Origin of the sequence: Streptomyces zagrosensis, assembly GCF_014203645.1 — a bacterium.
GTDB classification, from domain to species: Bacteria; Actinomycetota; Actinomycetes; order Streptomycetales; family Streptomycetaceae; genus Streptomyces; species Streptomyces zagrosensis.
The window spans coordinates 451428-464693 of sequence record NZ_JACHJL010000004.1 but is presented as its reverse complement, the minus strand read 5'-3'; the positions used below and the strand labels follow the sequence as shown (position 1 = coordinate 464693).

The window sequence follows — 13266 nt, the reverse complement described above, 5'->3', positions numbered from 1 at the left end:
GACCATTCGCATCTGTGGGAGGGAACCCCGCTTCGTGGACCCTCGCGGCGGCGGGCCGTCGATGTGTGCCAGAGTTGCCACGTCCACGCTGTCAGCACGTACCGTACGGCGAACAGCCGGGACACTGGGGACCGGGGAAGGGGCATCTGGTTGACCACGCACGCACCGCAGGCGGCGCACACCGTGACGCTGCCGGGCTCGCTCGACGAGGCCGTGGCGGCGTTGACGGCCATGCCCGCCGCCGTGCCCGTCGCGGGCGGTACCGATCTGATGGCGGCCGTCAACTCCGGGCTCCTGCGACCCGCCGCGCTCGTCGGCCTGGGCCGGATCAGTGAGATCCGCGGCTGGCAGTACCAGGACGGGCATGCGCTGCTCGGCGCAGGGCTCACCCATGCCCGCATGGGCCGCCCCGACTTCGCCGCGCTCATCCCGGCCCTGGCCACCGCCGCGCGCGCCGCGGGGCCACCGCAGATCCGCAATGCGGGCACCCTCGGCGGCAACATCGTCACCAGCGCGCCCACCGGTGACGCACTGCCCGTGCTCGCCGCCCTGGACGCCGCGCTCGTCATCGTCGGCCCCGAGGGCCACCGCGAAATTCCGGTCAGCCATCTGCTGGCCGGTGTCGAGATGCTACGGCCCGGCGAGTTGGTCGGATTCGTACGGGTTCCGCTGTTGCATGCCCCACAGATCTTCCTCAAGGCCACCGGGCGCACCGGGCCCGGCCGGGCCACCGCTTCGGTGGCCGTGGTGTTGGACCCGGCGCGACGCAACGTGCGCTGCGCGGTGGGCGCCGTCGCGCCGATGCCGCTGCGCCCGTTGGAGGCCGAGGCGTGGGTCGCCTCGCTCATCGACTGGGACGGTGTGCGTGGCCTCGCGCCCGAGGCGTGCGCGGCCTTCGGTGAGTACGTTGCCGCCGCCTGCATCCCCGAGCCCCCGGCGCCCGATGAGGGCGGCGAACCACCATCCCCCTTGCCGCCCGCCGCCCTTCACCTACGGCGTACGGTGGCGATCCTGGCCCGCCGAGCACTGGGGAGGGCGCTCGCATGACGTCAGAACAGCATCCACGCGGTCCCGGCGGTCCCACAGGCCCAGCCGGGCCCGAGGCGGAGCCGTACGAGCCCTACCCCGCGGACGAACCGGTCGCACCGCCCGGTGATGGGCAGGGCGCGCCCGGTAGAGCGCCCGGTTCGGCGTTCGGTGGCTGGCAGCCCATCCCGCACGGTCCCGAATATGACGCGGAGGGCACGGCCTTTGTCCAGTTGCCGCCCGAGTTGACCGATCCGTCGGTGCCGCTGCCGCAGGGTTGGGACCCGCTGGCAGCACCCGGCACTGGCTACACCCCGCCGCCCGGCGACCACTGGCAGCCCCAGTCCCATCCGCCGCGCCTGGCAGGGCCTGGCGAGGGCGCCCCTGACCACCAGGCGGAGCCCGGGGCAGGGCCGCACGGTGGGCCCATGAGCGGCACACCGATGACGCCAACGGCGAGCACCGACCCGGCGGCTACGGGGCAGTGGTCGCTGCCGTTCGGCCCGGAGGGCGCTGGCGCGCCCGGCCCCGCACAGGGTTCCGGCGCGAGCCCGACCGGCCAGTGGTCGATCCCGGTGGCCCCAGACGACGGCTTTGATGAGGTGGGCCAGTTCCCGCTGGATGAGCACCGCTCCGCCGCGTACGAGCAAGGGTTCGGCGCGCAGCAGCGCGGACGGGGCCCCGAGCGTGGTCAGGATGCACTTCGCGGTCAGGACGCGAGTCACAGCCAGGACGCGAGTCACAGCCAGGGCCTAGCTCGTCGTCGCAACCTGGGGCACGGCCAGTCGGGCCACGCCGACCCGGCCGGCGCCGGCGACCCGTACGGCAGACAGAGCGGCCCGAACACGCACGCCCCAAACACGCATGGCCCGCACGGTCCGGACGCAACGGATGGGCCGGACCAGGCCCATGACCCGCATCCGACCGCCCAGTGGCCCGTGCCCTCCGCGCTCGGCGGGACCGGCCAGTGGACCCTGCCCACGGTCGGGGACGACGGGATCGAGGAGACCGCCGAGTATGCGATGAGCGGCTACCGGTTCGGGCTGCCGCCGTACCCGCAGGAGCCGCAGGGCGGCCGACCGCATGAGACGGGGCCGCACGAGTCGGGGCCGCACGAGTCGCAACCGCACGGCATGGGGCCGCACGAAGCGGGGCGGCACCCTTCCGCGTCGCCAGACCAAGGCCCGTACCCGACAGGCGCGTCAGGACCCGCCGGATACGGGCACGGGCAGGGCCCCACGCCGTACGCGGACCCGGCGCGGCATGAAGACCCCGTGTCGTACGCGGACCCGGCGGCGTACGAGGGGCCGGTTGGCTACCCCGCGGCGTCAGAAGCACCGGGCGTCGTTGCCCCGAGCGACACGGTGGGGCACGGCGTCGAGGCACCATCACCTGCCGGCTCCGACCTGCCCGGCCAGCCCGGTCAGCCCGCAGTCTCCGACGAAGGACACGGCCCGCAGGCGCACGGCGAACTGGGCCCACGGTCGCACGATCCGCACCGCCCGCAAGGCGCCCCGCAGTGGCCGACGCCGCCCGCAGGCGACGCGAGCACCGGCCAATGGCCGGTCATCGGCGCGGACGACCGGGACGGTGCGGCGCCTTCGCCTGCCCAGGCGCCGGCGGCGTACGCCCTCGGCGACCGCCTTGTCGCCCCCTACCGCCCGCGCCCGACCGAGGGCGACGAGCACGGCGATTCGGCACCCGAGCACCCCGGCGCCTCAGCCACCGCTGGCCAGTGGCCCGCGCCGCAGCCGAACGACGAGCCCACGGGAACCGAAGCGGGAGCAGACGGTGCAGGCGGCACGCTCGGCGCCGGCCTGCCCGGCGGTGCGGCGCTCGATGGCCACCCGCCGGCGACGGCAATTCCCGTTACGGACGTGCCTGGTGACGGCTCGTCAGGTAGCGCGACACCCGTCGCCGAAGGCACCCCAGCCAGCGGCGAAACACCCGCGCATGGCTCAGCGCCCCAGCCCGTGGCGCCTGACCCCCGGCCCGCGGCCTCCGATTTTCGGCCCGTGGCGCCTGAGTCCCGGCCCGCGGCGACCGGTGGCATCCCGGTGCAGCAGTCGGCCCCAGGCGACGCCACGCACGGCCCTGCTGCCGAGGACGGCACGCCGCAGCACGGCCCCGACCATCCTGGCGGGTCCGCGGACGTCCCCGGCCCGCGCGGCGGTGGCGTACGCGGCAACATCGCGCAGCGCGATGACGTAGGGGAGCTGGGCGATGAGCCCAGCGGCGCGCGCATCCCGTGGCCCGCGCCCGCGCCGGATGGTGAACGGCCCGGCGCTACGGGGCAGTTCAACTTCCCCGCCGAACCGAGCCCCGGCATGTTGCGCGGGCTGCTTCGGGAGCGGCTGACGCAGAGCGGCTCCGCGCAGGGCGACCTCGCGCAGCAGCGCGGGCCCACCGGCGCGGACCCGAGCGGCACGCCGCTGGACGGCACCCCAGCGGACGGAGCGGCCGGGCACGGCACGCCGGCGCACGGTGTGGCCATGGACGGTGCGCAGGGCACCAGTGGTACGGACGAGGCCGCCAGCGACCCCGGCCTTGATGCTGGCCCGGAGGGTGGCCCACACATCGAGCCCGAAGCGGAATCGTCTGCACCCGGTGCGCAGTGGGCCCAACCTGGTACGCCGCCTGCCGTCCAGAGCGAACCGGACGGTGGGGCCGACCAGTTCTCGGAGCCTGCGACCGCGGTGCCGGCTGCGGCAACCACTGATGCGGGCACCGCGCCGGGTGGCGGCCCGGCCGATGGCGTACCCGAGCACGGTCCTGTGTCGGAGACACCCGCGCACGGCACGGCAACCGCTGGTGTGGCGCGGGCTCGCGAGAGCCACCGCGCGGCAAGCGATGCCCAGACCAGCGATGCGGCCGGCGAAACCGCCGCCGAGCGCACCCCCATCGCGCTCGGCCCGATCGCCATCGGCCCCGCCGACACCGGCCCGGCCAGCGAGTCCCCGGCCAGCGAGTCTCCGGCCAACGACGCCCCCAGCAGCGATGCCCCGAGCAACGGCGGTTCGCGTAACGGCAGCCCCGACCACGGTGGCCCGGACGGAACCGGCGTGCCCGGGGCCGAAGCGCCGCACCCCGCGGACACGTTGTCCGCCCCCCCGGCGCCGGAGTCGGCCAGCACGAGTACGGCAGCGGACGACCGCATTGGTGAAGCCGACGTCGCCGACCACGTAACCGAGACGGGGCACGCGCCCGAGACGGGGCACGCGCCCGAGACGGGCCACGCGCCCGAGACCGGCCACGCGTCCGAGACCGGCAAGGTGATCGGGGTCGGCCACGCGCCGGACTCCGCAGCGGGCCTGGCCCCGGCCGACACCGCCCCGACTGCCGCCTCGGCCGACGCGCCTCCGACCGACGCCGCACCGATCAACTCCGCCCCGACTGACCCAAGTTCGACAGGTTCGACGGGTTCGACGGGTCCGGCAGGTTCGGGTGGTCCGGCTGACTCCGTACCGACCGGTTCTCTTCCGGCCGGCGCTGTCCCGCCAGGATCTGTCCCGATCGATTCCGCCGCGGATGGCAGTCTGCCGCCCACCGCGGCCGATGGCTCCGGCCCCCACAACGCCGGCCCGGATGAGCGCGGCCCCGATGCAGCGGACGCAGCCGCCGCAGCTAACACCGGTCAGCCCGGCCCCGGCCCCGAGGAGGGTGGGGGCGTCAGCGGTACGCACGATGAGGCCGAGGGCGCCGATGGCTCCCTCGCCGGGGTCGCGAATGCCACTGGCATCGCCAGCGACAGCGATCCGGTCGCCGCGGCCGACGACGCGCCCCGGGCGCAGGCAGAGCCGCCGGTGACCGGCACGGACGAGGTCGCCCCCGATGTTTCCGGCGCCTCCGACGAACCCGTTGCCTCTGGTGAACCCGTTGCCTCTGGTGACTTCGATGCCGAGCCCGCTCCCGCGTCCGCAACGGAGGCCGAGTCGGTCGGGGACGACGAGGCCGCGGCGCACGGTCGGGTCGTCACCGACCCGCAGATCGAGCACCCGCTCGCTTCCTACGTGTTGCGCGTCAACGGCACCGATCGCCCCGTGACCGGGGCCTGGATCGGCGAGTCGCTGCTGTACGTGCTGCGTGAACGGCTTGGGCTCGCGGGGGCCAAGGACGGCTGTTCGCAAGGTGAGTGCGGGGCGTGTTCCGTACAGGTCGATGGTCGCCTGGTGGCCTCTTGCCTGGTGCCGGCGGCGACCGCGGCCGGGGCCGAGGTACGTACCGTGGAGGGCCTGTCCACGGATGGGCAGCCGTGTGACGTGCAGCGTGCACTGGCCGCCTCGGGCGCCGTGCAGTGCGGGTTCTGTGTGCCGGGGTTCGCGATGACCGTGCACGACCTGTTGGAGGGCAACCACGCGCCCACCGAGCAACAGGCCCGGCAGGCAATCTGCGGCAACCTGTGCCGATGCTCCGGCTACCGGGGCGTACTCGACGCGGTACGCGAGGTGGTGACGGGCCGAGAGGCCGCTGCCGCCGCCGAAGACGCCGCCCCGAACGGCCCGGCGGCCGGTGACGGCGGACCGGACTCCACCGGCGTCCCGTACCAGGGCGCCGACCAGCGGGCCACCGGCGCGTACTTCAACGGCTACCACGGCCACGGCACACCCGCCGGCCACGGCGCGGGCTCGACCGGGCCGGGGCATCCCGGCTACGGAAGCGGCGGACAAGGCGCCGAGTACGGCGGCGAGAGACTCCACGACGACGGCGGCAGCGGAAGGCAATCGGGATGACGGGAACCACGGACGGTGTCGGCGCCGCCACCGTGCCTCAGTCGGCGGGTGGCGCGGCCCCCGCACCACCACCGCACGGACTCGGCGTATCCGTACCGCCACTCGACGCCACCGCCAAGGCGCAGGGCGTCTTCCCGTACGCCGCCGACCTGTGGGCCGAGGGGCTGCTGTGGGCCGCGGTGCTGCGCTCCCCGCACCCGCATGCGCGCATCGTGTCCATCGACACGGCGGCGGCGGCCGACATGCCGGGCGTACGAGCCGTGTTGACGCACGCGGACGTGCCGGGAGATGCCGCGCACGGGCGCAGGGTCGCGGACCGGCCGGTGTTCGCCAAGACCCTGGTGCGCCACCACGGCGAGCCGATCGCCGCCGTGGCCGCCGATCACCCCGACACGGCACGGCTGGCGGCGGCGGCGATCGCCGTCGAGTACGAGGTGCTGGAGCCGGTCACCGACCCCGAGCAGGCGTTCGGCGCCGAGCCGCTGCACCCCGATGGCAACGTGATCCGGCACATCCCGCTGAGCTTCGGTGATCCGGAGGTCGTCGGCGAAGTGATCGTCGAGGGGCTCTACCGGATCGGGCGGCAGGACCCCGCGCCGATCGGCGCCGAGGCCGGGCTCGCCGTGCCGCGCCCGGACGGCGGCGTGGAGATCTACACCGCCTCCACCGACCCGCACGCTGACCGCGACCTGGCCGCCGCCTGCTTCGGCCTCCCTCCCGAGCTCGTCAAGGTCGTGGTGACCGGGGTGCCGGGCGCGATGGGCGAGCGGGAGGACTCCGGCATGCAACTGCCGCTGGGAATGCTCGCGCTGCGCACCGGGCATCCGGTCAAGCTCGCCGCGACCCGTGAGGAGTCCTTCCTCGGCCACCCGCACCGCCATCCGACGCTGCTGCGCTACCGCCACCACGCGGACAGCGAGGGCACGTTGCTCAAGGTCGAGGCGCAGATCCTGCTGGATGCCGGCGCGTACGCCGACTCATCGGCCGACGCGCTGGCCGCCGCCGTTTCCTTCGCCTGCGGCCCGTACGTGGTGCCGCACGCCTTCATCGAGGGGTGGGTGGTCCGCACCAACAACCCGCCATCGGGCCATGTGCGCGGCGAGGGTGCGATGCAGGTGTGCGCCGCGTACGAGGGCCAGATGGACAAGCTCGCGGCCAAGCTGGGCCTCGACCCGGCCGAGTTGCGGATGCGCAACGTCATGGCCACCGGTGATCTGCTGCCCACCGGCCAGACCGTGACGTGCCCGGCGCCGGTGGCCGAACTGCTCACCGCAGTACGCGAGGAACCGCTGCCGACGTTGCCCAAGGACGACGCGGACACCGACGCGAGCGAGTGGCTGCTGCCGGGCGGCCCGGACGGCGCGGGCGACCCGCAGGCGGTACGCCGCGGCGTGGGTTACGGCCTTGGCATGGTGCACATGCTGGGCGCCGAGGGCGCCGACGAGGTGTCCACGGCGACGGTGAAGGTGCAGGGTTCGGTCGCCACCGTGATCTGCGCCGCCGTCGAGACGGGGCAGGGTTTCAGCACGCTGGCCCGGCAGATCGTGCAAGAGACGCTGGGCGTGGAAGAGGTGCACGTCGCGCCCGTCGATACGGACCAGCCCCCGGCCGGGCCCACCGCGCGCGGGCGGCACACCTGGGTATCGGGCGGTGCGGTGGAGCGGGCCGCGAAGATGGTGCGTACGCAGCTTTTGCAGCCTCTCGCCCACAAGTTCGGCATGTCCACGGAGCTGCTGACCATCGCGGACGGCAAGATCACCTCGTACGACGGGGTGCTCAGCACCACCGTGGACGAGGCCCTTGAGGGCAAGGAGTTGTGGGCTACGGCGCAGTGCCGCCCGCATCCGACGGAGCCGTTGGACGACTCGGGCCAGGGCGACGCGTTCGTCGGGCTCGCGTTCTGTGCGATTAGGGCCGTGGTGGATGTGGACGCGGAGTTGGGCTCGGTACGCGTCGTGGAGCTGACGGTGGCCCAGGACGTGGGGCGGGCGCTCAACCCGCGGCAGCTCAGGGCCAGGATCGAGGCGGGCGTCACCCAGGGCATCGGCGCCGCACTCACCGAGAACCTACGCACCTCGCGCGGCATCGTGCGCCACCCCGACCTCACGGGGTACGCCCTGCCGACCGCGCTCGACGTGCCCGACATCCGGATCGTGAAGCTGGTCGAGGAGCGGGACGTGGTGGCCCCCTTCGGCGCGAAGGCGGTGAGCGCGGTCCCGGTCGTCACCTCCCCGGCGGCGATCGCAGCCGCGGTACGCGCCGCCACGGGGCGGCCCATCAACCGGCTGCCGATCCGCCCCCAGGCGGCCGTTGTACAAAGCGAGCGGCGGTAGCGGGCCGGACCTGCGGCCTCCGGCCTACGGCATTTTCGGCACCTGGGGCTGGACCGCGCGATGCGGCCCAGCCCCACGCTTGTACGCAAGCTCGGTGTGGTGGCGGTCGGGGCTGTTGCGGGTCAGCTCGTCATCGCGCGGGCGAGGCTGGCCGGACGCAGGTCCGTCCAGTGGGCCTCCACGTACGCGACGCACGCCGCGCGCGTGTCCTGCGGGTGAGCCACCGACCAGCCCGGCGGTACGGCGGCGGAGGCGGGCCACAGCGAGTGCTGGCCCTCGGCGTTGACGAGCACCAGGTAGCGGGCGTCCTCGTCGTCGAACGGATTCGTCATGAAAGGTCCTTTCGGCGCGGGTGAGTGGCGGGGGTCAGTGAGCGAGCGCGGGACGGTGCGCCGCGGCGGTGGGCACGGTGGACGCTTCGGCAGCACCCGCATCATCGGATACGCCGTACGCATCGGGTACGCCGGGCATGCCAGGGCCCGGCGCGGCTCGTCCGGCGCCCAGCGCCGCTGCCACCACAGGGCCGATGGAAGCGACGTGCTCGGGGCGCATCAGGTGGTAGTGCTGCGCCTGGACGTGGTGCACATCGAGCAGCCCGCCGACGTAGGGATGCCACGCCTGCGGGGTGTGCGCGGGGTCGCGCTGATAGCCGGGGATCGCCAGGTCGGCCGTGAACAGCAGCATGTCGCCCGCGTATCGCTCGGGCGTGAACTTCTGCATCAGCTCCAGATCGTTGCGGAAGATGTCGAGCAGCGGGAAGCTCGCCCGCCCCTCCAGGAGGTGTACGGGCAGCCCCGTATCCCGGCTCAGGTCCGCCGCCAACTCTTCCTCCGCCGGGCCTGCCAACTCCGCTGTGCCCGCTGTGTCCACTGTGCCCGCTGGTCCCTGCGGTGCCTCCGCGCCCGGTCGCGCCTCGGGCGCCGGTGCCATCAGCTCGCGCCCGCCGACGTCATCGAGCAGCAGCCCGAGCCACTGCCGCTTGCTGAGCCGCGGCAGATCGTCAAAGGTGTGCCGGTAGTCCGGGTACGCGTCGAGCACGGCCAGCAGCCCGGTCTTCTCGCCGCCGCGCTGGAGCTGGACGGCCATGGAGTGCGCGACCAGGCCGCCGAACGACCAGCCAAGGAGGTGGTACGGGCCCTGCGGCTGGATGGCACGGATCTGCGCCAGGTAGTCGGCGGCCATCTCCTCGACCCGCGAGGGATGCACGCCGGATTCGCTGAGCGCCCGCGCCTGAAGCACGTACACCGGTTGGTCGGTACCGAGATGCGGGAGCAAACCCGAGTAGAGCCAGCCGAGCCCGCCACCCGGGTGGATGCAGAACAGCGGTGGCTTCTCGCCATCGGCGCGCAGCGCGAGCAGCGGGTCCAGGCCGTGCTGCTTGGCGGGGGCGGGTCCGCCGACGAGCGCAGCATCGAGCCGCTGTGCCAGCCGCTCCGGGGTGGGCGCTGCGAACAGGTCGCGGATCGTCAGCTCCACGCCGTGCGCCGCCCGCACCTGGCTGACGAGCTGCGAGGCGAGCAGCGAGTGCCCGCCCAGCTGGAAGAAGTCGTCGTCGATGGTGGCGGCGGGCAGTCCGAGCACCTCGCCGAACATCGCGCACAGCAACTCCTCGTGCGGCGTGCGCGGGGCCCGCCCCGACGCGCTGGCCGTGACATCGGGTGCGGGCAGCGCCGCCCGGTTCACCTTGCCGTTGACGCTCAGCGGCAGCGCGTCGAGGACCACGAACGCGGCGGGCACCATGTAGTCGGGCAGGGAGCGGCCGAGCTGCTCCCGAATGGCCGGGACGTCCAACGGCGTCTCAGCTATCCCAAGCGTCTCGCCGGTGAGGTACGCGGTCAGCCGCTGGTCACCCGGGGTATCGGTGCGTACGAGCGCCACCGCCTGACCGACACCGGGCAGCGCGCGCAGCGCCGCCTCGATCTCGCCCAACTCGATGCGGAAGCCGCGCAACTTGACCTGGTGGTCGGTGCGCCCCAGATACTCCACGCTCCCGTCCGGGAGCCAGCGAACGAGGTCGCCGGTGCGGTACATGCGAGCGCCTGGAGCGCCGTAGAGCTCACCGTACGGATCGGCGACGAACCGGCCCGCCGTCAGTGCCGGCCGCCGGTGGTAGCCACGGGCCAACTGCACGCCCGCTAGATACAGCTCGCCGGGCGCACCGGGCGGGCACGGCCGCAGCCCCGCGTCCAGTACGTACAGCCGGGTGCCCGGCGCCGGCCGGCCGATCGGCACCGGGCCCGTCGCGTCCGGTTCGACCGCGTGCTGCGTGACGTCAACGGCGGCCTCGGTCGGCCCGTACAGGTTGTGCAGCTGGGCCTGTGGCAGCACCGCGTGGAAGCGCTCGGCGCTCTGGCGGGACAGCGCCTCGCCGCTACAGAACACCCGGCGCAGGTCCCGGCAGTGGGCGGCGTCGGGCTCGGCGAGGAAGACATCGAGCATCGGCGGCACGAAGTGCGCCGTGGTGATGGCCTCTTCGCGCATGACGTGCGCCAGGTAGACCGGGTCCTTGTGGCCGCCGGGGCGTGCGAGGACCAGCGTGGCGCCGGTCAGCAACGGCCAGAAGAACTCCCAGACGGAGACGTCAAAACCCGCTGTGGTCTTCTGCAACACCCGGTCATCTGCGCCTAGTTGGTAGGCGTCTTGCATCCAGCGCAGTCGATTGACGATGGCCTGGTGCGGTACGGGGACGCCCTTGGGGCGGCCGGTGGAGCCGGAGGTGTAGATGACGTACGCCGGGTGCAGCGGCAGCACGGTGTACGGCAGCGGCCGGCCGGTCGCGGGTAGGGCAGCGAGTGCCTGGCTGACAACGTTGTTGTCCAGGACGAGCGTGGGCACCGTGGACGTTGCGCGCTCGGGTGGTGTGCTGTCGGACCGGGTGACCAGCAAAGCGGGGTCCGCGTCGCCGAGTAGGTACGTGAGGCGCTCGGCCGGATGGTCAAGGTCGAGCGGCAGATACGCGGCGCCCGTCTTGAGCACGGCCAACAGCGTGATGACGAGGTCGGCCGAGCGGGGGAGCGCCACGGCGACGGTGCGTTCGGGGCCGGCGCCGCGGGCGGCGAGCAGGTGGGCGAGCCGGGTGGCCGCCGCGTCCAACTCGGCGTAACTGAGCCGGCTGTCATCGCACACGACGGCCGGTTGGTCGGGGGTGCGGGCCGCCTGCGCGGCGAGCAGGTCGGGGAGCGTGTGCGCGCTGTGATCGGCCGGGACTTCGGCTGGGGCCTCGATCGGGGCCCCAGCCGAAGCGGTGGCCGGCGCGCTGGCCGGCTCGGGGGCCGGGTGCGAGGCGGGTGCGGGGGCCTTCGTGCCGCCGCTCCACGCGAAGAAAATGCGCTCCCGCTCCTCGGCGCTGAGCAGTTCTATGCCTCCGACGGTGCGCTGCTGCGCAGCCGGGTCGGCGTCGGCGAATGCGGTCACCAGGTCGATGAAGCGGCGCCGATGGGTGGCGAGTTCTGGCTCGGTATACAGACTCGTGTTGGCGTTCAGGTCGATGCGGATGCCGGTGCCGTCAGAACGGTCATACGCCATGATCGCCAGGTCTTCGACCAATCCATTGGAGAGGTTGTGCGCGGTGACGCGGTGCCCGGCGAAGGTGAAGTCGTAACCGAAGGACATGATATTGACATGCGGTCCGTTGAATGCCCGGCCGCCGTCCGGCAGATGCAGGTCCCGTGCGAGATCGATTTTCCGATACCGCTGATGCCGCAATGCCTGCCGCACCTCGCGCGACACCTGCTTGAGCAGGTCACGTATACGCGTTTCGCCGTTTACCGAGACCCGAAGTGGCAGCAGATTGGCGAACATGCCGGGAACCGTGCGAAGTTCGGCATCGGTGCGCGCGGCAACCGGCAAGCTGAGGACGATATCCCGCTCGCCGGTAAGGCGGTGGAGATAGGCGGCCGTCGCCGCAATCATCAGCGCCGACCAGTGTGTTCCAGCGGCGCGCGCCGAGGCCCGCAACCGGACCGCTTCGGCCTCACTGAGGAATACCGTTTCGCGGATACGAGACTCGAACACGGTCGCCCGGCGTCCGGCGAGCCTGGCGGGCTCGGGATAGTCGCGGAAGCGCTCGGACCAATAGTCACGGTCCTTGCCGAAGTCGTCCGATGCGCGGTATGCCGCGTCCTTGTCGAGCAGCAGCCGCAAGGGGCCGAGGGGTGAAGGGGGGACGTCATCGCCGGCGGCGTGGGCGCTGTAGATCTCGGCGGTGCGGCGGGCGATGAGGGCTCCGCCCGCCGCGTCCGTGACGATGTGGTGCAGCCCTTGGTACCAGGCGTACCGCTCGGGCCCGAGCTTGAAGAGCGCGTAGCAAAAGAGCGGGTCACTCGACAGATCGAGGATGCGGCCGAGGTCGGCACGCATCCACTCCTCGGCCGTCGCCTGGGGGTCCGCCGCGTCGCTGACGTCGAGGAAGGGGAAGTCCCATGCGGTGAGTGGCTCGTGCACCTGCCAGGGCACCCCGCCGTCCTCACCGAATCGGGTATTGAGCGGCTCGGCCTCCGCCACGGCCTGCCGTATCGAACGTTCCATGAGCCCGGGATCGACCGGCCCGTGTATTTCTATATATTCACCGATCCGGAACTGCGTGCTCTCCGGATCGAGTTGCTGGCTGAACCAGATCTCATTCTGGCCGTTGGACAACGGGAGTCGCGATTCGCGAATCTCAGACCGCAAGACTTTCACCTCGTGCACTAGCGAAAAAAGAGGGTATCGGCTCGGCCGCTGGCCGGTGTGAGCAACCACGGCGACAGGTAAGCCGCACAGTGATCCTAGAAGCCGCATGGCACCCGCCGTGAACTCGGCAGGGGGGAACCGTCCACATGGTGGGGGTTGCCAGGTGGCGCCCCTCAACTTAAGGAGATGACGAGACAATTCCGTAACGGTCATGTGAATAGAGCTCGCACACCCGCAATGCATCGGACTTCGCTAGGGGCGGTATAGGGGGGACTTTAGGGGGAGCGCTGACCAGTGGTGACAGTTCACTTGGTGTGGGTTGGTGTTACTTCGCGTACGCCACATTTCCCGTTCTTGGCCGTAATCCGCGTGTTTCGGTCAGTGTGGTTCCTTCGCGGCACCGAAACGACCACCTGGAACGACCACGTCAGGGATGTGAGGTGCGCCTCATCGGTGCCACCGCCGCGCGATAGATGGTCAGCACCGCGGTATTTGTCGTATCTCGT

At 72.4% G+C, this 13266-nt stretch carries 4 protein-coding genes and 1 pseudogene; 3 read left to right on the top strand and 2 right to left on the bottom strand.

Translation table 11 applies throughout. The features are described from left to right. Positions 1 to 150 precede the first annotated feature (150 nt). The 3 genes and pseudogenes from FHS42_RS11025 to FHS42_RS11015 all read left to right on the top strand — a co-directional run bounded on the left by FHS42_RS11025 (position 151) and on the right by FHS42_RS11015 (position 8089). Complete coding sequence (locus tag FHS42_RS11025) at positions 151 to 1047, top strand: FAD binding domain-containing protein (RefSeq protein ID WP_184571478.1); 897 nt, start codon at positions 151 to 153, stop codon at positions 1045 to 1047. A gap of 3743 nt (positions 1048 to 4790) precedes the next feature. Continuing rightward, positions 4791 to 5756, top strand: a pseudogene (locus FHS42_RS39365) ((2Fe-2S)-binding protein); the annotation flags it as partial. Next, entirely contained in the window at positions 5753 to 8089 is a 2337-nt protein-coding gene (locus FHS42_RS11015) for a xanthine dehydrogenase family protein molybdopterin-binding subunit (protein ID WP_184571476.1), read from the top strand. The pseudogene FHS42_RS39365 and the gene FHS42_RS11015, both read left to right, overlap by 4 nt. Positions 8090 to 8211: 122 nt before the next feature. Here FHS42_RS11015 and FHS42_RS11010 read toward each other — a convergent pair whose 3' ends face one another. Both FHS42_RS11010 and FHS42_RS11005 read right to left on the bottom strand, forming a co-directional pair. Further along, positions 8212 to 8421, bottom strand: coding sequence for an MbtH family protein (locus FHS42_RS11010; RefSeq protein WP_184571474.1), 210 nt, complete (start codon positions 8419 to 8421; stop codon positions 8212 to 8214). Positions 8422 to 8455: 34 nt separating this feature from the next. Further along, positions 8456 to 12760, bottom strand: a complete 4305-nt coding sequence (locus FHS42_RS11005) for a non-ribosomal peptide synthetase (protein ID WP_246494469.1) — start codon at positions 12758 to 12760, stop codon at positions 8456 to 8458. Positions 12761 to 13266 lie beyond the last annotated feature (506 nt).

Coding starts and splice junctions, on each gene's coding strand:
- FHS42_RS11010 (WP_184571474.1), bottom strand. CDS start 8,421: ATGACGAATCCGTTCGACGACGAGGACGCCCGCTACCTGGTGCTCGTC.
- FHS42_RS11015 (WP_184571476.1), top strand. CDS start 5,753: ATGACGGGAACCACGGACGGTGTCGGCGCCGCCACCGTGCCTCAGTCG.